The organism is Actinosynnema sp. NPDC050801, assembly GCF_040673975.1.
Taxonomy (GTDB): domain Bacteria; phylum Actinomycetota; class Actinomycetes; order Mycobacteriales; family Pseudonocardiaceae; genus Actinosynnema.
This window is the reverse complement of record NZ_JBFAQZ010000035.1, coordinates 23,735-43,560: the sequence shown is the minus strand read 5'-3', so window position 1 is coordinate 43,560 and position 19,826 is coordinate 23,735. Positions and strand designations below refer to the sequence as shown.

16 protein-coding genes are annotated in these 19,826 nt (G+C 72.2%); 12 read left to right on the top strand and 4 right to left on the bottom strand.

The window, feature by feature from the left end; translation table 11 throughout:
- Positions 1–20 precede the first annotated feature (20 nt).
- The 4 genes from AB0K14_RS38630 to AB0K14_RS38615 all read left to right on the top strand — a co-directional run bounded on the left by AB0K14_RS38630 (position 21) and on the right by AB0K14_RS38615 (position 4,234).
- Positions 21–830: a cytochrome c gene (locus tag AB0K14_RS38630; RefSeq protein ID WP_360460704.1), complete on the top strand. Its 810-nt coding sequence runs from the start codon at positions 21–23 to the stop codon at positions 828–830.
- A complete protein-coding gene (locus AB0K14_RS38625) occupies positions 827–1,951 on the top strand; it encodes a ubiquinol-cytochrome c reductase iron-sulfur subunit (RefSeq protein WP_360460701.1) in 1,125 nt (374 codons plus the stop codon). Before AB0K14_RS38630 ends, AB0K14_RS38625 begins: the two co-directional genes overlap by 4 nt.
- Positions 1,948–3,618: a cytochrome bc complex cytochrome b subunit gene (locus AB0K14_RS38620; protein ID WP_360460698.1), complete on the top strand. Its 1,671-nt coding sequence runs from the start codon at positions 1,948–1,950 to the stop codon at positions 3,616–3,618. Before AB0K14_RS38625 ends, AB0K14_RS38620 begins: the two co-directional genes overlap by 4 nt.
- Before the next feature lie 73 nt (positions 3,619–3,691).
- On the top strand, positions 3,692–4,234 hold the full coding sequence (locus AB0K14_RS38615) for an HAD domain-containing protein (protein WP_360460695.1): 543 nt from the start codon (positions 3,692–3,694) through the stop codon (positions 4,232–4,234).
- 40 nt (positions 4,235–4,274) lie between these two features.
- Here AB0K14_RS38615 and AB0K14_RS38610 read toward each other — a convergent pair whose 3' ends face one another.
- Both AB0K14_RS38610 and AB0K14_RS38605 read right to left on the bottom strand, forming a co-directional pair.
- Positions 4,275–4,559, bottom strand: a complete 285-nt coding sequence (locus tag AB0K14_RS38610) for an Lrp/AsnC ligand binding domain-containing protein (RefSeq protein WP_360460692.1) — start codon at positions 4,557–4,559, stop codon at positions 4,275–4,277.
- A 42-nt stretch (positions 4,560–4,601) separates the two neighbouring features.
- Complete coding sequence (locus tag AB0K14_RS38605) at positions 4,602–6,305, bottom strand: DEDD exonuclease domain-containing protein (protein WP_360460689.1); 1,704 nt, start codon at positions 6,303–6,305, stop codon at positions 4,602–4,604.
- A 206-nt stretch (positions 6,306–6,511) separates the two neighbouring features.
- Here AB0K14_RS38605 and AB0K14_RS38600 point away from each other — a divergent pair, with 206 nt between their 5' ends.
- From AB0K14_RS38600 to AB0K14_RS38585, 4 genes are all read left to right on the top strand, one after another.
- Positions 6,512–7,822, top strand: coding sequence for an NYN domain-containing protein (locus AB0K14_RS38600; RefSeq protein ID WP_360460765.1), 1,311 nt, complete (start codon positions 6,512–6,514; stop codon positions 7,820–7,822).
- A gap of 298 nt (positions 7,823–8,120) precedes the next feature.
- Positions 8,121–9,161: an NlpC/P60 family protein gene (locus AB0K14_RS38595; RefSeq protein WP_360460686.1), complete on the top strand. Its 1,041-nt coding sequence runs from the start codon at positions 8,121–8,123 to the stop codon at positions 9,159–9,161.
- Positions 9,162–9,222: 61 nt separating this feature from the next.
- Positions 9,223–10,494: a hypothetical protein gene (locus AB0K14_RS38590; RefSeq protein WP_360460683.1), complete on the top strand. Its 1,272-nt coding sequence runs from the start codon at positions 9,223–9,225 to the stop codon at positions 10,492–10,494.
- Between the two features lie 9 nt (positions 10,495–10,503).
- On the top strand, positions 10,504–11,634 hold the full coding sequence (locus AB0K14_RS38585) for a glycosyltransferase family 4 protein (protein ID WP_360460680.1): 1,131 nt from the start codon (positions 10,504–10,506) through the stop codon (positions 11,632–11,634).
- Between the two features lie 144 nt (positions 11,635–11,778).
- On the opposite strand, the gene AB0K14_RS38580 is transcribed toward AB0K14_RS38585, so the two are convergent.
- A complete protein-coding gene (locus tag AB0K14_RS38580; protein ID WP_360460678.1) occupies positions 11,779–14,730 on the bottom strand; it encodes a BTAD domain-containing putative transcriptional regulator in 2,952 nt (983 codons plus the stop codon).
- 323 nt (positions 14,731–15,053) lie between these two features.
- The gene (locus tag AB0K14_RS38575) at positions 15,054–16,862 is read right to left on the bottom strand and encodes a long-chain fatty acid--CoA ligase (protein WP_360460675.1); all 1,809 of its coding nucleotides are present in this window, start codon (positions 16,860–16,862) and stop codon (positions 15,054–15,056) included.
- Between the two features lie 112 nt (positions 16,863–16,974).
- Here AB0K14_RS38575 and AB0K14_RS38570 point away from each other — a divergent pair, with 112 nt between their 5' ends.
- The 4 genes from AB0K14_RS38570 to AB0K14_RS38555 are packed head-to-tail and all read left to right on the top strand — an operon-like array spanning position 16,975 to position 19,825.
- A complete protein-coding gene (locus AB0K14_RS38570) occupies positions 16,975–17,355 on the top strand; it encodes a polyketide cyclase / dehydrase and lipid transport (protein ID WP_360460673.1) in 381 nt (126 codons plus the stop codon).
- An 11-nt stretch (positions 17,356–17,366) separates the two neighbouring features.
- Positions 17,367–18,155: a metallophosphoesterase gene (locus AB0K14_RS38565; protein ID WP_360460670.1), complete on the top strand. Its 789-nt coding sequence runs from the start codon at positions 17,367–17,369 to the stop codon at positions 18,153–18,155.
- Positions 18,156–18,182: 27 nt separating this feature from the next.
- Entirely contained in the window at positions 18,183–18,620 is a 438-nt protein-coding gene (locus AB0K14_RS38560; RefSeq protein WP_360460668.1) for an SRPBCC family protein, read from the top strand.
- Positions 18,617–19,825, top strand: a complete 1,209-nt coding sequence (locus tag AB0K14_RS38555) for an ArsA family ATPase (protein WP_360460665.1) — start codon at positions 18,617–18,619, stop codon at positions 19,823–19,825. The genes AB0K14_RS38560 and AB0K14_RS38555 overlap by 4 nt, the downstream gene beginning before the upstream one ends.
- Position 19,826: the final 1 nt, after the last annotated feature.

Here is a 19,826-nt window from a genome sequence, read left to right as displayed (position 1 = left end):
CAGCAAGGGTTGCCGCACACATGACCACCAACACCACACGGGCCCGGAAGCGCGGCACCAAGCTGCGCAGGCGGATCTCGGGCCTGCTCGCGCTGGGCTTCGCGCTGCTGGCCGCGGGCTTCCTGTTCAGCGCCCTCGCGCCGCAGCCGCAGACCGCGCAGGCGCAGGACGACCCGGCGCAGGTGCGACTGGGTGAGCAGCTCTACAACAACGCCTGCATCACCTGCCACGGCAAGAACCTCGACGGCGTCCAGGACCGCGGCCCCAGCCTCATCGGCGTGGGCGAGGCGGCCGTGTACTTCCAGGTGTCCTCCGGCCGCATGCCGATGGCCCGCCAGGAGGCGCAGGCGCAGCGCAAGCCCGCCAAGTTCACGCCGGAGGAGGTGGACGCGATCGGCGCGTTCATCCAGTCCCGCGGCGGCGGCCCGCAGACCCCCGAGGAGCGCGGCGAGGCGCTGCGCGGCGAGGACCCGGCCCGCGGTGGCGAGCTGTTCCGGCTCAACTGCTCGGCGTGCCACAACTTCACCGGCCGCGGCGGGGCGCTGTCGTCCGGCAAGTTCGCGCCCGAGCTCGACGGCGTGACCGAAGAGCAGCTGTACACCGCGATGCTCACGGGCCCGCAGAACATGCCGAAGTTCTCCGACCGGCAGCTCACGCCGGAGGAGAAGGAAGACATCATCGCGTACATCAAGTCGGTGACCGACGGGAACAACAACCCCGGCGGCGCCCCCCTCGGCGGCCTCGGGCCGGTATCGGAGGGTCTGATCGCGTTCATCGTGGGTATCGCCGCCCTGATCGGCGTGACCCTCTGGATCGGAGCCAAGGCATGAGCGGCGTGAAGCCGAACGAGCTGCCCGACGAGGCGGAACTCGCCGGGATGAGCCGGGACGAGCTGGTCAAGCTCGGCACCGCCATGGACGGTGTGGAACTCGTCCACTACGAGGACCGCTGGCCGGTCAAGGGCACCCGCGCGGAGAAGCGCGCCGAGCGCCTGGTGGCCCTGTGGTTCACCATCGCCGCGCTCGCCGGCGTCGCGTTCCTCGTGGCGTTCATCTGGTGGCCGTGGAAGTACGAGGCGCCGCACACGAACGACCACATCCTGTACAGCCTGTACACGCCGGTCATCGGGTTGACGCTGGGTCTGTCGGTGCTCGGCCTCGGCGTCGGCGCGCTGCTGTACACGAAGAAGTTCATCCCCGAGGAGCTGGCCGTCCAGCAGCGCCACGACGGTGGCTCGCCCGAGGTCGACAAGGCCACGATCCTCGCCCAGCTGGCCGACGCGGGCGACCGCTCCACGATCGGCCGCCGGTCGCTCATCAAGCGCACCGCGGGCCTGGGCGCCGGCGTGTTCGGCCTCGGCGTGCTGGCCGTGGGCGTCGGCGGGCTGATCCGCAACCCGTGGGCGAAGAGCGACTCGAAGGACTCGCTGTGGCACACCGCGTGGAAGTCCGACGACGGCGAGAAGGTCTACCTGCGCCGGCACACGGGCAACTTCCACGAGGTCGCGCTGGTGCGTGCCGAGGACCTCGACGCAGGTGGTTTCGAAACGGTGTTCCCGTTCCGCGAGTCGGAGCGTGACGACGAAGAAGCCCTGGTCCACGCGCTGAAGCGGGCCGACAGCCCGGTCATGCTCATCCGCCTGCGCCCCGGCCAGTCGGTGACCAAGCGGGCCGGCCAGGAGGACTTCAACTACGGCGACTACTACGCGTACTCGAAGATCTGCACCCACCTCGGGTGCCCGACCTCGCTGTACGAGCAGCAGACCGGCCTGCTCCTGTGCCCCTGCCACCAGTCGCAGTTCGACGTCTTCCACTACGGCAAGCCCCGGTTCGGCCCGGCGACCCGCGCCCTCCCGCAGCTTCCGATCACGGTTGACGAGGACGGATACTTGATTGCCCGCGGCGACTTCATCGAGGCCGTGGGTCCGGCGTTCTGGGAGCGTAAGTCATGAGCGGCATCACCACGCCGACAAAGCGGCAGGGCGCAGGCGCCCGCGCGGCGGGTGGCGCCGCCAAATGGGCCGATGACCGGTTCCACATGGCCTCCGGGATGCGCAAGCAGCTGAACAAGGTCTTCCCGACGCACTGGTCGTTCCTGCTCGGCGAGATCGCGCTGTACAGCTTCATCGTGCTGCTGCTGTCCGGCACCTACCTGGCGCTGTTCTTCGACCCCTCCATGGAGGAGGTCGTCTACAACGGCGCCTTCGTGAACCTCCAGGGCATCGAGATGTCCCGGGCGTTCGAGTCGACCCTGCAGATCTCGTTCGAGGTGCGCGGCGGTCTGTTCGTGCGCCAGGTGCACCACTGGGCCGCGCTGCTGTTCATGGGCGCGATCGTGGTGCACATGTTCCGGATCTTCTTCACCGGCGCGTTCCGGCGCCCGCGTGAGATCAACTGGGTCATCGGCATCGTGCTGTTCATGCTCGGCGCGATCGAGGGCTTCCTCGGCTACTCGCTGCCCGACGACCTGCTGTCCGGCACGGGCCTGCGGGTGATGGCGGCGCTGCTGATCTCGATCCCGGTGATCGGCACGTGGACCAACTGGCTGCTGTTCGGCGGGGAGTTCCCCGGCACGGAGGTCATCCCGCGGCTCTACTCGCTGCACATCCTGGTCATCCCGGGCATCATCCTGGCGCTGATCGCGGTGCACCTGGGCGTGGTCTGGTACCAGAAGCACACGCAGTTCCCGGGCGTGGGCCGCAAGGAGAACAACGTCGTCGGCGTGCGCATCATGCCGGTGTTCGCGGCCAAGGGCGGCGGGTTCTTCGCGGTGGTCGTGGCGGTCACCGCGATCATGGGCGGCGTCTTCCAGATCAACCCGATCTGGAACTTCGGGCCGTACAACGCGGCGCAGGTGTCGGCGGGCGTGCAGCCCGACTGGTACATGGGCTGGACCGACGGCCTGATCCGGCTGTGGCCCGCGTGGGAGCTCTACCTGGGCAACTACACGGTGCCGGCGGCGTTCCTGCCGTTCATGCTCGGCCTGCCGCTGCTGACCGGCCTGGCCGCGGTGTACCCGTGGATCGAGCGCAAGATGACCAAGGACTACGCGCACCACAACCTGCTCCAGCGCCCGCGTGACGTGCCGGTCCGGACGTCGCTGGGTGCCATGGCGATCGCGTACTTCATGGTGCTGCTGCTCTCGGGCGGCAACGACATCATCGCGATGAAGTTCGACATCTCGCTGAACGCGATGACGTGGATGGGCCGCATCGGCATGCTCCTCGTCCCGCCGCTGGCGTACTTCATCACCTACCGCATCTGCATCGGGTTGCAGCGGGCCGACCGCGAGGTGCTGGAGCACGGCGTGGAGACGGGCATCATCAAGCGTCTGCCGCACGGCGAGTTCATCGAGGTCCACCAGCCGCTCGGCCCGGTGGACGACCACGGCCACCCCCTGCCGCTGGCCTACCAGGGCGCGTCGGTGCCGAAGAAGATGAACAAGCTGGGTTCGGCCGGGCACCCGGTGCCGGGCAGCTTCCTGACCCCGGACCCGCCGGAGGAGACCGCCGCCCTGGGCCGTGCCCGGGCCGAGCGCGGTGTCGCCGCGGACTCCCTGTCCGCCGAGAACAAGCCCGCGGGCGAACTGGCCGGGAAGCCGGCCCAGCCCGAGGACTGACCGTTCGACCGAGAAGGCCCCGCACCTGTCCGGTGCGGGGCCTTCTCGCAGTTCAGGGCGCTATGGTGCGGCAGTGGCCTCTCTGGAGAAGCGTCCGCTGCTCTTCCTCGACGTGGATGGACCGCTCATCCCGTTCGGCGGCGGCGGGTACGCCACCCACGGAGCGGTTCCGGCGGGTGGCAATCCGTTGTTGAGCAGGATCGACCCCCGGCTCGGGCGACGGCTGGCCGCGTTGCCGTGCGACTTGGTCTGGGCGACCACGTGGATGGCCGAGGCGAACGAGTCGGTCGCGCCCCGCCTCGGCCTCCCGCCGCTCGCGGTGGTCGAGTGGCCCGAACCGTCCGAGGTGGACGAACGCGCCGGTCTGCACTGGAAGACCCGCGCCCTGGTCGACCGGGCGGGTGGGCGCTGCTTCGCCTGGGTGGACGACGAGATCACCCGGACCGACCGCGCGTGGGTGGCCGCGCACCACCGGGGCGACGCGCTGCTGCACCGGGTCGACCCCGGGCAGGGGCTGACGGACGCCGATTTCGTCGCGATCGAGGAGTGGTCGCGGCGCGACCACGGCACCGCCGGGTGTCCGGCGCGGTCGTTCGAGCCTCCGCGACGCCGGTGACCGCGAAACCCGTCACGGTCCCGCCGGCGCAGGCCGCCGCTCAGGCGTCGTCGAGGCCGATGGCGAACGCCGCGTCCGTGTCGCGCTTCGAGTACGACCGGAACGAGATGTGGGTGTCGGTGTTCAGCACGCCCGGCACCTTGGAGATGTGGCCGGGCACCAGCTCGGCGAGGTCCTCGTGCCGGGCGACCTTGACCAGGGCGATCAGGTCGACGTCACCGGCGCACGAGTAGACCTCGGTGACGCCCTCGATGTCGGCGATCGCCTGCGCCGCGTCCGGAATGGTCTCGGCGGCGGCCTGGATCAGCACGATCGCGGTGATCACAGCGGTCCTCCACAAGTCGTCGGGGTTTCGACCGACCACATGCTAGTGGCCCGCCACCCGGTACTGGTCGCGACCGGCCTCGGCGCGCGCGACCCACTCCCGCCACGCCCCGGCCGCGGCCGCGGGCGACGTCCACGGCCGCTCGCAGTGCACCAGCCGCGTGCCGGGCCGGTCGATCCACCGCAGCACCACGCCGACCTCCTCGGCGGGCGCGCCGAACAGCGGGCCCTCGCCCGGGACCACCGTCTCCGCCGACGCGACCAGCGCGTCGACCACCGGCATCGGCCGCGTGCCCCGCCGCGCCACCCCGGCCGACGCCAACCGCCCGTGCCGCACCACGGCGAACTCCCACCCGCCGGCACCGTCGGGACGTGCCGCCACCACCTCGGGCAGCGCCGCCAGGCCCGCGAGCCGCTGTGCCCGGTCCAACGAGCGCACCAGCGACGACATCCGGTCACGGCGGGTGGCGGCGTCCTCGAACCGGTGCGCGAGGGCGAGCGCGTCGATCTGCGCGGTCAGCTCCAGCAGCGGCGCCACGTCCGCCCCGGCCACCAGCCGGCGGAACGCCGAAGCTGCGGGGGAGTACTCGTCCACCGACTGCCGTCCCGCGCACGGCGCCTTGCACCGGCCCAGCTCGAACAGGGCGCACGCCGTGGCGGAGGCGTTGCGCGCCGGGATCCGCATCGAGCACGCCCGCAGCGGCACGGCCTCCAGCACGGCCTCCAGCGCCGTCTCCGCCAGCCTGCGGGACCGGAACGGGCCGAACGCCCCCTCACGCGGCGTGCGGACCACGGAGAGGCGCGGGAACGCCTCCTCCGTCAGCACGAGCCACCACGCCTGCCCCTGGTTCTTGGACCGCCGGTTGTAGGCGGGCTTGTGCGCGGTCAGCAGCCGCAGCTCCCGCACCTCCGCCTCCAACGAGTGCGCGCACTCGACCGCGTCCACCCGCACGGCCAGCGACACCATCTCCCGCAGCCGCTTGCGACCCTCGCCGGCGGTGAAGTACTGCCGCACCCGTCGCCGGAGGTCGGACGCCGTGCCGACGTACAGCACCTCCTCCGACGGCCCGCGGAACAGGTAGACGCCCGGCCGGGACGGCAGGTGCGCGGCGAGCGTCCGCTTGCGCCGCTGCGCCGGCGTCACCTCGGGCAGGTAGGCGACCAGCTCCTCCAGCGAGTGCACCCCGACCGACCCGACCCGCTCCAGCAGGTGGTGCAGCACCTCGACGGTCGCGCGGGCGTCGATCAGCGCCCGGTGGTTCGGCTGCACGGACACGCCGAACAGCTGGGCCAGCGCGGACAGCCGGCAGGTCGGCGCCTCCTCGCGGCTGAGCACCCGGCGGGCCAGCTTCACCGTGCACACGACCGGCGGCTTGGGCCACGTGTACCCGTGGCGGGCGCAGGCGGCCTTGATGAACCCCACGTCGAACCCCGAGTTGTGCGCCACCAGCACCGAGCCGGCGGCGAACTCCAGGAACGCGGGCAGCACCGTGGTCAGCTTGGGCGCGCCGGTCACCATCAGCTGGGTGATCCCGGTCAACGCCACGATCTGCGGCGGAATGCCCCGCTCGGGGTCGATGAGGGTGCCGAACTCGCCGATCACCCGCCCGCCGCGCACCTTCACGGCACCGATCTCGGTGATCGAGTCCTCGTCCGCCCGGCCACCGGTGGTCTCCAGGTCGAACACGACGAACGTGGTCTCGCGCAGCGGTGTGCCCAGTTCGTCGAACGTGAGCTGAGTAGTCATCAAGCGGCACCGTACTGATCGACCCCGACAGTGTTGATGGCCGCTGCTCCACACCGTCGTTCACTACCCCGAACGCACCACCACGCGAGGGCGCGAACGACCGACTTCCCGGCGACCTCGCCCGCGACGCCGGAGGCGGCGCACTTCAATACAGCTAGCCTGTATGGGTGCAAGACCCGATCGAGCCCGCGGACGGCGCCGACGACCTGGAACCTGACCAGGCCGTCGAGTCCACTGTGGACTGGGGCGGGTTGCCCGAAGCGCTGCGCGCCCGGCTCGCCGAGTTGAGCGCGGATGCGTTGGGGGACTTGGCGAAGGTGGACATCCCGCAGTCGCTGCGCGCGGTGGCGCGGTTCGCGCCGACCAAGCGCGCCCGGCTGGGTGGACCGGCGCTGCTCGGTGGGTTGAAGTCGTCGACGACCTTCCGCGCCGCCGTGGTCGAGTGGCTCAGGCGCAACCGGCCGGCGGTGCTGGAGGTGACCTCGCCCGACCCGGTGGCGGCGGGCGCGGCGGCGATCCTGCAGGGCGAGGAGGTCGCGGCCCACTTCATCGAGCTGGTCGGCAGGCGTGCGGCGGACGCGGCGCTGCGCTCCGAGCGCGACCTGGCCGTGCACCGGGCCCAGCGGCTTGAGGTCGAGCTGGAGCGGCTGAAGGCCGAGCGGGCCGAGGCGGGCGGCGCGGTGGACAAGATCCGCCAGGACGCCGACGCCGAGCTCGAACGGCTGCGCAAACGGTTGCGCGAGCAGGGCGTGCGGCTGCGCGAGGCCAAGGACCGGGCCGAGTCGGCGGCGGCCGAGTCCGAACGGGTGCGCGTGCAGGCGGAGGCCGACCTGCGCCGGTTGACCGCCGAACGGGACCGTGAGCGCGAACGCGCCGAGCACGAGCGCGCCAAGGCGCAGCGGGCGGAGTCGGACGCGGAGGTGGCGCGCCAGTCCGCCAAGGAGGCCCGCCAGGCCGACGAGGTGCGGTTGGCCCTGCTCGTGGACACCCTGGACGGCGCGGTGAACGGCCTGCGTCGGGAGTTGGCCCTGGGCGGCGCGGGCCCCCGACCCGCAGACCTCGTGCGCGGCGCGAGCGCGGCGCAGGGCGCGGTCGGCCGGGTGGAGGACCCGGCGGCGTTGGACCGGCTGTTGGCGCTGCCCGCCGTTCACTTGATCGTGGACGGCTACAACGTCACGAAGACCGGTTATCCGGAGCTTTCGTTGTCGAACCAGCGGGACCGGCTGGTGCACCAGTTGGCCGTGCTGGCGGCGCGCACCGGTGCCGAGGTGACGCTGGTGTTCGACGGCGCGGGTGTGGTGGCCGTGCCGACGACCGCGCCGCGCGGGGTCCGGGTGCTGTTCAGCGATCCCGGCGTGCTGGCCGACGACGTGATCCGGGCGTTGGTGACGGCCGAGCCCGAGGGGCGTCCGGTGGTCGTGGTGACGTCCGATCGGGCGGTGGCCGATTCCGTCCGTCGGCGGGGTGCGCACCCGGTGCCGTCCGCGGTGCTCCTGGCCCGGCTGGGCCGGGTGTGACACAGATCGTGTTTTTAACACCACCGGGGGTCACACGACCAGGTCACAGCTAGACCGTTCGTGAACACCGGCGAACCTGAGGCGAAATCCATGCCCCGCCAGTGGACTCCTGACCTCACTTTTCGTAACCTAGCCGAGATCTCGCGGCGGGCAGTGGTCCATCCTGGGCCGCGACGCGGGTTCACCGCCGAATCGGCCTGTCGGGGAGCCGAGCCGGAACACTCTCAGCAGGGTTCTGCCGGGTCGCGTCATGCGCCCGGTCGGTAGGCGGTTCAGACGTGAGGAGACACACGCGACTGTGGCGTCGCAACGACTCAAGCGCGGCCTGCGCGGGGCGATGGCGGCCACGGCGGTGGCCGCTGCCGCGGTGGGCGTTCTGCCCGTACCCGCCGGAGCTCAGCCGAACACCCCCGCGAACGCCTCCGAGGCGCTGAAGAAGTACAACGAGCTGGCCGAGCAGGCCACCAAGCTCAACGAGGAACTGCTGCGCGCCGAAGAGCAGCGCAACGCCAACCAGACCGAGCTGGACAAGGCCAACGCCGACCTGGCGCAGGCGACCCAGGCGGGCGACCAGGCGAAGTCGGACGAGGAGACCTTCCGCGTCCAGGTCGACAAGCTGACCGAGGCGTCGTTCGAGGGCGCTCGGTTCAACCAGCTGTCGGCCTTGCTGGTGTCGGACTCCCAGCAGGACTTCCTGAACCGGATGTCGGCGCTCGGCGTGCTCGCGTCGGACAACAACGAAGCCCTCGTCCGGCTCTCCGGTGCGGTCGACGCCGCCGAGGACGCGCGGCAGAAGGCGGCCGACGCCCAGGGCCGCGCGCAGGCCGCGACCGACGAGGCGACCCGGATCGCCGACGACATCAAGAAGCGCCAGGGTGAGCTGCAGGGCCAGATGACCCAGGTCCGCAACCAGCTCAACCAGCTCAACCAGCAGGAGCGGACGACGCTGACCAGCGCCGGTCCGAAGGTCACCACCAACGTGCCCGAGGGCGCCGCGGGTGTGGCCCTGCAGTTCGCGCTGGACCAGCAGGGTGACATGTACCGGTACGGCGCGACCGGCCCGGACGTCTGGGACTGCTCCGGTCTGACGTCGAAGGCCTACGCGCACGCCGGCGTGGTCATCCCGCGCACCTCGGGCGGCCAGGCGGGCGCCGGGCGTCCGGTCAGCCGCGGCGAGGTCAGGGCCGGTGACCTGATCATCTACAACGGCGGCAACCACGTGGGCATGGCGGTGGACAACGCGCGGGTCGTGCACGCGTCCACCGACGGCGTCCCGGTCAAGGTCGTGTCGCTGGAGGCGCCCGGCTCGATCTACGCGATGCGCCGCATCGCGGGCTGACAGCCGTCGTCCGGCAGGGCCATCCTGGACTGGGTGGCCCTGCCGATGACTTTGGAGGCTCGTGAGCCGCTTTCGGGTCGTGCTGGCCGCGTTGGTGGCCGTGACCTTCCTGGCCGGGCTGACCACGGCCGTGGTCACGGTCCCGCCGTCAGGCCCGTCCGCGTCGGCCGACCCCGCCTCGTCCCGCGCGGACGCCGTCCGGTCGTTGCTGGACCGGCGGGCGAGGGCGCTGCTGGAGCGTGACGAGACGGCGTTCACCGCGGACCTCGACCCGGTGGCCGACGCCGGGTTCCGGCAACGGCAGCGCGACCTGTTCCGCAACCTCGCCGCCGTGCCGCTGGCCGAGTGGGCGTACTCGGCCGAGTGGAGTGCCGGCGGAACCGACCTCTCCGGCTTGGACCTGCCCGCCGCGGACGAGGCGTGGGCGCCGGACGTGCGGCTGTCGTACCGGCTCAGCGGCGTGGACGTGGAGCCGAGCAGCCAGGGCATGGCCTACCTGTTCACCCGGCGTGGTGACCGCTGGTACCTCAACTCGGACACCGCGCTGGAACCGCTGGGCAAGCGCACCTGGCGCGGGCCCTGGGACTTCGGACCGTGCCAGGTGCTCGCCGGGACCGGCGGGTTCGTGCTGAGCCACCCCGGCGGCGAGGCGCTCGCCGCCCGGGTGCTGGCGGAGCTGGACGGCGCGGTGGCGGCGGTGACCGAGGTGTGGGGCGAGGCGTGGTCGCGCCAGGTGGCCGTGCTGATCCCGGCGAGCGCGGAAGAGATGGTCGCCCTGGTCGGACCCGGCTTCGCCACCGGGGCGATCGCGGGCGTCGCGGTGGCCGACCGGGTGGACCCGGACACGCGCTCGGTGCGCGGCCAACGGGTGGTGCTGAACCCGGACAGCGCGGGCGCGTTGTCGCCGTTGTCGTTGCGGGTGCTGTTGCGGCACGAGATCACGCACGTCGCCGCGCGCGGGGAAACCGTGGACGGCGCGCCGATGTGGGTGCTGGAGGGGTTCGCGGACTACGTGGGCTACCGGCGCAGTGACGTGCCGCTGCGCAAGGCCGCGCCGCTGTTGGCCGCGCGGGTGCGGGAGGGGTTGCCCACGGCGTTGCCGTCGGACGCCGACTTCCGCGGCGGCGCGATGGAGTCGGCCTACCAGCAGGCGTGGTCGCTGAACCTGTACCTGGCGTCGTCGCTGGGCGAGCCGGGGCTGGTGCGGCTGTACCGGCGGTTGGCGCGGGTTCGGACGTCCGAAGTGGACGCCGTGCTGGTCGAGGTGACCGGTGAGGACACCGCGGCGCTGGTGCGCGGGTGGCAGGACTTCCTGCGGCGGTCGTTCCCGTAACGTGGTCGCGTGCGTCGGACCCTGTTGGTGACCAATGACTTCCCGCCACGGCCCGGCGGCATCCAGGCCTACCTGCACGCGTTGGCCGTGCGGTTGCCCGAGTTGGTGGTGTACGCCCCGTCGTGGGAGTCGGCCGCGGGCTCGCACCCGGAGTTCGACGCGGCGCAGCCGTTCGAGGTGGTGCGGCACCCCGGGACGTTGATGCTGCCGACACCGGACGTCGTGCGTCGTGCGTCGGACATCCTGCGTGGAGCGCGCTGTGACGCCGTGTGGTTCGGGGCGGCGGCGCCGTTGGCGTTGATGACGTCACGGCTGCGTGCCGCCGGTGCTTCGCGGGTGGTCGCGTCGACGCACGGGCACGAGGTCGGGTGGTCGATGCTGCCGGGCGCGCGGCAGGCGTTGCGGCGCATCGGGTCGGACGCGGACGTGGTGACGTTCGTGAGCCGGTACACGCGGTCGCGGTTCGCGGCGGCGTTCGGTCCGATGGCGGCGTTGGAGCACCTGCCGTCCGGGGTGGACACGTCGGTGTTCGCGCCGTCGGCGGCGGCACGGGCGGAGGTGCGCGCGCGGTACGGGCTGGGCGACCGGCCGGTGGTGGTGTGCGTGTCGCGGCTCGTGCCGCGCAAGGGGCAGGACGTGCTGGTGCGGGCGTTGCCGGAGATCCGGCGGCAGGTGCCCGACGCGGCGTTGCTGCTGGTGGGCGGTGGGCCGTACCGCGGCACGGTGGAGCGGCTGGCCGCGTCGGTCGGCGTGTCCGAGCACGTGGTGCTGACCGGGTCCGTGCCGTGGGAGGAGCTGCCCGCGCACTACAACGCCGGTGACGTGTTCGCCATGCCGTGCCGCACGCGGGGGCGTGGGCTGGACGTCGAGGGCTTGGGCATCGTGTACCTGGAGGCGTCGGCCACCGGCCTGCCGGTCGTGGCGGGGCGTTCGGGCGGTGCGCCGGAGACCGTGCGCGACGGCGTGACCGGGCGCGTGGTGGACGGGCGTGAGGTGGCGGAGGTCGCCGACGCCGTCGCCGCCCTGCTCGCCGATCCCGGCACGGCGGCCAAGATGGGCGCGGCGGGCCGGGAGTGGGTCACCGCGAACTGGCGCTGGGACGACCTGGCCGACCGCCTGGCCGCCTTGATCAACACCTGAGCGTTGAACTCGGGGTACCTGAACGTAGGACACGGTGGTCCTGAACGTACGACACGCGCGACCTGAGCGTAGGACTCGCGCGCGTGTCCTACGTTCGGAACGACCGTGTCCTGCGTTCGGAACGGGTGGGGTGAGAGTTCGGGGTCAGGGCGAGGGGTGGCCGATCTGGTCCTGGAGGTCGGCGGCGCGGGTGGTTTCGGTGGCGGCCGCGGCTTCGTCGCCCAACGCGCGGTGGACGGCGGCCAACTCGGTGCGGGCGGCGCGTTCGGTGATCCGCAGGCCCAGCCGGGCGGTGAGCGTCACGGCCTGGCTGGCCAGCGCCTTCGCCTCGGCGGGCTGCCCCAGGAGCCTGCGAACGCCCGCCAGGCCCACCAGGGCACGCGCCTCGCCCGGCAGGTAGCCGATCCGACGCGCCTTGGTCAGGGCCTGCTGGACCTGCTCGTCGGCGGTCCGCAGCGAGCCGAGGCCCCGGTTCGCCGACGCCATCACCACCAGCACGTTCGTGGTGATCCGCTGGTCGCCGTCCTCTCGCAGCGCGGCCAACGCGCGGTCGGCCAGCTCCAGCGCCTCGGCGTATTCGCCCAGGTCGACGCGCACGGACGCGATGCTCTCCAACACCCGGGCGGTGGCCTCGTGGGAACCCGCCTCCGTCGACAGCCGCAACGCGTCGGCGAGGTGGGTGAGCGCGCGCTGCGGCTCACCCATGAGCTGTGACGCCACACCCAGGAGCGTCAACGTGGTGATCTCACTGCCGCGCAGACCGTGCTCCACGCTGATCGCCAGCGCCTCGCCCAGCAGGTCCACCGCCTCGGCCAGCTCACCGGTCTCGATCGCCAGGACGCCCAACCCGGTCAGCACGCCCGTCTCACCCGACCGCGGCCCACCGGACTCGCGCTTCAACGCCAGGCACGTCTCCAGGTCGTTGCGCGCCGACGTCAGGTCGCCTGACTCCAGCCGCACCACGCCGAGGTGCCCGCGCACCTCCGCCTCCGACGCCAGGTCACCGGACATCCGGTGCAGCTCGACAGCACGCGTGTAGTGCGTCATCGACGTGTCGAAGTCGCCGAGCCGCCAGTGCAGCGCGCCCAGGTTCTGGTGCATCGCCGCCTCGCCCGCCACGTCGCGCTGCTCGTGCGCGGCGTCCAGGCCGTACTGGGCGGTCGACAGCCACTCGGTCACGTGCTTGCCGATCCACAGGTAGCCGCGCAGCCCGTCGGCCAGCCGCCACGACATCGCGGCCGGCCCCCGTTCGGCCGCCGACCGGATCGCCGCGGTCAGGTTCGCCCGCTCCGCGTCCAGCCACGCCCGCGCCTGCGCCGCCGTGTCGATCCGCGGCAGCCGCACCGCCCGCCCGGTGGTCGCGGGCAACCGCATCAGGTCCGGGTACAGCAGCTCCGCGCAGTGGTCCACCGCCCGCACGTAGAACTCCAGCAGCCGCACGCGCGCCGCGCCCACGTCCGCGTTGCCGGCTTCGGCCATCTCCGCGGCGTACCGCGCCAGCTCGTCGTGGAACGCGTACCGGCCGCCGTCGGAGCCCACCAGCCGCGCCCTGGTCAACTGGCCCAGCAGCGCGGTCGCCTCCGGCACGGTCAGGTCGGCCGCGTTCGCCGCCGCCTCGGTGGTGAAGTCCGGCCCCGGCACCACGCTCAGCAACGCGAACAGCCGCCGTGCGCCCGGAGTGAGGGTGGCGTGCGCCAGGTCGAGCGGACGGCGGTCGCCCAGCTGCTCCAGGTACCGCGCCACCGAACCGCCCGCCACCGACGCGGCCGCGATGTGCAACGTCAGCGGCAGGTGCCCGCACCGCCGTGCCAGTGCCGCCGCGGCCTGCCCCGACCGGTGCAGCAGGGCGAGCGACTCGTGCGGTTCGAGCACGTCCAGCCCGACCCGCCGGGCACCGTCGACGGCGATCAGCCCGCGCAGGTCGTCCCGGCTGGTCACCAGCACCGGGCAGCTGGCCGCGCCGGGCAGCAGCGGGCGCACCTGGTCCGGCGCGGCGGCGTTGTCCAGCACGAGCAGCATCCGCCGTCCGGTCAGCAGCGACCGGAACAGGGTGCTCTGCTCGTCGGAGTCCACCGGGATCTGCTCCGGCGGCACGCCGAGCGCCCGCAGGAACCGGGTCAGCACCTCCACCACCGGCGTGGCCGGTCCCGACGCGTACCCGCGCAGGTCCACGTACAGCCGGCCGTCCGGGAAGCGCTCCCGCAGCCGGTGCGCCACGTGCACCGCCAACGCCGTCTTGCCCACCCCGGGCACGCCGGTCAGCGCCACGATCGGCACCGCGGTGCGCGGTCCGTCCGGCGCGATCAGCTTGGCGATCCGGTCCACCAGCTCGGCCCGCCCGACGAACCCCGGCACGTCCGGCGGCAGCTGGTCGGGCACGTCCGGGTCGACCCGTTCGGCGGGCGCGGCCAGGCTCGGGTCACCCACCAGGATCGCCTGGTGCAGCTCGCGCAGCGCCGCGCCGGGCTCGATGCCCAGCTGGTCGCCCAGCTCGCGGTCGACCAGCCGGAACGCCTCCAGCGCCTCGGCCTGCCTGCTGCCCCGGTACAGCGCCACCATCAGCTGCGCCCAGAACCGCTCCCGCAGCGGGTGGTCGGTGGTCAGCGACCGCAGCACCGGCACCAGCCGCTCGTGGTTGCCCAACGCCAGCTCGACGTCGTTGCGCTCCTCGTGCACCACCAGCAGCCGTTCGGCCAGCCGCGGCACCTCTTCGTCGCGCAACGACTCCGACGGCACGTCCGACAACGCCGGGCCGCGCCACAGGCCCAACGCCTCGGAGTACAGCTCGGCCGCGTCCGCCAGGTGCCCGGACTGCGCCGCTTGCCGCGCCAGACCCGCCGTCGTGGCGAACCGGTGCACGTCCACCTGCTCCGGCGGCACCACCAACCGGTAGCCGTCCGACGTGGTCCGGATCAGCGACGGGTCGCCCAGCAGCTGCCTCAGGCGCATGACGTAGGTCTGCAACGTGCCCCTGGTGCGGGCCGGTGGGTCACCTCCCCACAGGAAGGACACCAGTTCACCAATTGAGACGGCCCGACCCGCGCGCAGTGAGAGGGCAGCCAGCAGCGCCCGGTGCTTGCCCGCCCGAACGGGCACCGGTTCACCCTGTATGCGCACTTCAAGCGGGCCGAGAAGACCGAACCACGGCCCAGCGCCCATCCGTTTGCGTCCCCTCGTTCCGCCTCCCCGTCACACAGCCTAGGGCGGGCGCTGACGGCACGAGTCACCGCCGCGTCAGCGATACGACAGCGCGCTCAGGCACTCTATGAACGTCCCGGTTGGGGGACCGGGACAACAAACTTCTCGGGTCCGCGTCAGCGGATACGCGATCACTGGGGGTCGAGTGGCCCGCACCGTCGGTGCGGGCCACTCGTCTTACTCTGTCCACAATCGCCGGAGCCGAAACATCGGCCCCGCCCTCAGCCCGCGTAGATGGCCTCGATGTCCTGCTTGTAGGTCGAGGCGACCACGGAGCGGCGCAGCTTCAGGCTCGGGGTCATCTCGCCGCCGGCCTCGGTGAAGTCGACCGGCAGGATGCGGAACTTCTTGATCGCCTCGGCCTTGGACACGGCCTGGTTGGCCTCGTCCACGGCGGCCTGGATCTCGCCGCGCAGGGTCTCGTCGTCGATCAGGTCGGCCACGGTCGCGGACGCGGGCTTGCCGTTCTGCTCCTTCCACGCCGGGAAGAACTCCGGGTCGACCGTGATCAGCGCGCCGATGAACGGCTGCGCGTCGCCGACCACCATGCACTGGCTGATCAGCGGGTGGGCGCGCAGGCGGTCCTCCAGCACGGCCGGCGAGACGTTCTTGCCGCCGGCGGTGACGATGATCTCCTTCTTGCGGCCGGTGATCCTCAGGAAGCCGTCGGCGTCGAGCTCGCCGATGTCGCCGGAGTGGAACCAGCCGTCCTCCAGCGCCTCGGCCGTCGCCTGGTCGTTGTTCCAGTAGCTGCGGAACACGATGTCGCCCTTGATCAGGATCTCGCCGTCCTCGGCGATGCGGATGGCCGTGCCGATCACCGGACGTCCCACCGTGCCGACCCGGAACGCCGCCGCCGTGTTCACGCACGCCGCCGCGCTGGTCTCGGTGAGGCCGTAGCCCTCCAGCACCGGCACGCCGATGCCGCGGAAGAAGTGCGCCAGCCGCTCGCCCAGCGGCGCGCCGCCGGACACCGCGTTGGTGCAGCGGCCGCCGAGCGCCGCCTGGAGCTTGCTGTAGACGAGCTTGGCGAACAGCGCGTGCTTGAGCTTGAGCCCGAGACCCGGGCCGCCGGTGTCCAGCGCCTGGCTGTAGGCCACCGCGGTCGCCTCGGCCGCGTCGAAGATCTTGCCCTTGCCCGCCGCGTGCGCCTTCTGCTTCGCGCCGTTGTAGACCTTCTCGAACACCCGCGGCACGGCCACCACGAACGTGGGCCGGAACGACTGGAGGTCGTCCACCAGGTTCTTCACGTCGGCGGTGTGACCCATGGTGACCCGCGTGTACACGCCGCACACGGACAGGGCGCGGGCCAGGATGTGCGCCAGCGGCAGGAACACCAGCAGCGAGTTGCCCGCCTGCATGAGCTGCGGGAACGCGGTGATGCCGCCGCGCACCTCCGACAGCAGGTTGCGGTGGGTCAGCTCGCAGCCCTTGGGCCGGCCGGTGGTGCCGGAGGTGTAGACGATGGTCGCGGTGTCGTCCGCGCCGACCATCTTGCGCCGGGCGCGCGCGTCGTCGTCGGACACCGACGCGCCGAGCGCGGTGAGCTCGTCGATCGCGCCCGCCGCGTCACCGGAGGGACCGTCGATCTGCCACACGTGCCGCACCTCGGGCAGGCCCGCCACCACGGAGTCCACGGCCGCGCGGTGCTCGGCGGTCTCCACGAACACGGCCTTGGCCGAGGAGTCGGACAGGATCCACTCGACCTGCTCGGTCGACGAGGTCTCGTAGATCGGGACCACGACACCGCCCGCCTGCCAGATGGCGAAGTCGAGCAGGGTCCACTCGTAGCGGGTCTTGGACATCAGCCCCACCCGTTCGCCTGGCTGCAACCCCGCCGCGACCAACCCCTTGGCGACCGCGAGGACCTGCGCGGCGAAGTCGCGGGCGGTGACGTCCACCCACGTGCCGTCCACGCGGCGGCGGAAGCTGACGGCGTTGCCGAAGCGCTCCGCGTTCGCCCACACCATGTCGGTGAGGTTCTCCTCGGCAGCCACAGTGGCGGTGGCGGGGACGCTGAACTCGCGCACGTCGACCTCCGGACGATTGTTTGTTACCGGTGGGGAAACCTAGCCTGTGATTCCGGCGATACACCAGGCCGGGCGGTGTTTCCGTGACCGTGTCGTGGCACTCTTCCCTCCCGTGCCCAGTGTCGACGTGGTGGACGAGACGTTCCTCGCAGTGCCTCCGGCGGTGGTCGCCGCCGCTTTCGCCCCGCCCGCCGCGTGGGTCGGGTTCTGGCCCGACCTCACCCTGGACGTCTACGCCGATCGGGGTACCCAGGGGTTGCGCTGGACGGTCGGCGGCGCGCTGGTCGGAACGATGGAGGTGTGGCTGGAGCCGGTCCTGGACGGCACCCTCATGCATTACTTCCTGCGTGCCGACTTGCCGGGCGATGCGTCCGACAAGCGGATACGCCGGGAGGTGCGCCGCCGCCAGTTGGCCGCCAAGCAGGTGTCACTCGGCCTCAAAATGATCTTGGAGGACGGTCGGCCGCCCGGTGTGCCGCCCGTTCTGCCGTAGATTTGGCTCTCGTGCGGGTTCACGTCGTCTCGGATGTCCACGGCAACGCGGAGGCCTTGGCCCGCGCCGGTGACGGTGCCGACGCGCTCGTGGTGCTCGGCGACCTGGTCGACTTCGTCGACTACTACGACCACGGCAAGGGCATCCTCGGCCGGGTGTTCGGCGCGGAGAAGGTCGAGGTGTTCGCCCGGCTGCGGCGCGGCCGGTTCGGCGCCGAGACGGTCCGCTACATGCGCTCGCTGTGGGAGGGCCTGGACAACGCCGCGGACGTCGTCCAAGAGGCGATCATGGAGCAGTACACCGCGATGTTCGCGGTGATGAGCGCGCCCACCTACGCCACGCCGGGCAACGTCGACAGCCCCGAGCTGTGGCCGATGTTCGCCCGCGACGGCGTGCACGTTCTCGACGGGCAGGTCGCCGAGATCGGCGGGCTGCGGTTCGGCTTCGCGGGCGGCGCGCTGCTGCACCCCGGCTTCGTGCCGAACCGGCGCGGGCCGTGGCGGCCCTACCTGCGCACGGAGTCGGAGTTCGGCGCAGCGCTGGCCGGGCTGGGCGAGGTCGACGTGCTGTGCACGCACGTGCCGCCCGCGGTGGCCGAGCTGACCTACGACGTGGTCGCCCGCCGACCGGAGCTGGGCTCGACGTCGTTGCTGAAGGTGATCGAGCGCGACCGGCCGCGCTGGTCGGTGTTCGGGCACGTGCACCAGCCGATGGCCCGGCGGGTGCGGGTCGGCTGGACCGAGTGCGTCAACGTCGGCCACTTCCAGCGGACCGGCACGCCCCACGTGTTGCGCTGGTGAGCAGAACCACCGGGTAGCCTCCCGGGCATGGCCGACGAGTCCACCCAGTCCATCGTCATCGACGCGACGCCCGAGGAGATCGCGGCGGTCATCGCCGACTTCGACGCCTACCCCGAGTGGGCCAACGGGGTCAAGCGCGCCGAGGTGCTGGAGACCGGGGCGGACGGGCGCGCGGCGCAGGTCAAGTTCAACATCGACCAGGGCCCGATCAAGGACGAGTACGTGCTCGCCTACGACGAGTGGTCGCCGAGCCGGATCTCGTGGCACCTGGTCAAGGGGCAGATGCAGAAGTCGCAGGAGGGCAGCTACGCGCTGACGCCCAAGGGCGGCTCGACCGAGGTCACCTACACCCTGTCGGTGCAGCTCGTCGTGCCCATGATCGGCCTGTTCCGGCGCAAGGCCGAAAAGATGATCATGGATACCGCGCTCAAGGAGCTCAAGCGGCGGGTGGAAAACGCTGGATGAGCGCCCGCCTGCTGCTCTTCACCGGTAAGGGCGGGGTCGGCAAGACGACCCTGGCCGCCGCCACCGCCACCGCGCTCGCCGCCGGCGGTCGCAAGGCGCTGGTCGTGTCCACCGATCCCGCGCACTCACTGGGCGACGCGTTCGGCGTGCCGCTGTCCGGCGACGTCGCCGAGGTCGACGCCGGCGGTTCGTTCGGCGGCCTGCACGCGGCCCAGGTCGACCCCCGCGCGCTCGTCGACGACGCGTGGCGCGACCTGCGAGGACACCTGCGGACCGTGCTCGCCGGCGCGGGCGTGGACGAGCTCGACGCGGAGGAGCTGACCGTCCTGCCCGGCGTCGAGGAGCTGCTGGCGCTGTCGGAGGTGCGGCGGCTGGCGAGCGGCGGGCCGTGGGACGTGGTGGTCGTGGACTGCGGTCCGACCGCCGAGACGCTGCGCCTGCTGGCGCTGCCCGAGGCGTTCGCCTCCTACCTGGAACGGCTGTTCCCCACCCACCGCCGGGTGGTGCGCGGGCTGCTGGCCGGTGTCGCCGGCAGCGGCACGGTGGAGAAGTGGGACGCCACCGCCGACGCGCTGGGCAGGCTCGCGGAGAACCTGGAGCAGCTGCGCGGCCTGCTGACCTCGCCGACGACCAGCGTGCGGCTGGTGCTGACCCCCGAACGGGTGGTCGCGGCGGAGACCAGGCGGACCGTGACGGCGCTGGCGCTGCAGGGCATCCGGGTCGACGGCGTGGTGGCCAACCGGGTGGTGCCGGACCCCGGCGCGGACAGCGGTGCGGCCGCCGCGTGGCTGCGCACCCGCCGGGCCGAGCAGGACGCGGTGCTCGCCGACCTGGCCGACCTCGGGTCGGTGCGCGCTGTGGAGCACCGGGCCGCCGAACCGGTCGGCACGACCGCGTTGCTCGACCTCGCCGACAGCCTCTACCAGGGCCGCGACCCGCTGGACGGCGAGTCGGGCGACGGGCAGCTGCTCGAAGTGGAGCGGACCGGCGAGCGGGAGTACACGTTGCGCATCGCGCTGCCGGTCGGCGACTCGTCGCTCGACCTGGCGCGGGTGGGCGACGACCTGGCCGTCACCGTGGACGGCAGGCGCCGGCTCGTCGCGCTGCCGTCGCTGCTCAAGCGCTGCCTGGTGACCGGTGCGGAGTTGGACGACACCGGGTTGGCGGTGCGGTTCGCACCCGACCCCGACCTGTGGATGCGGTGAG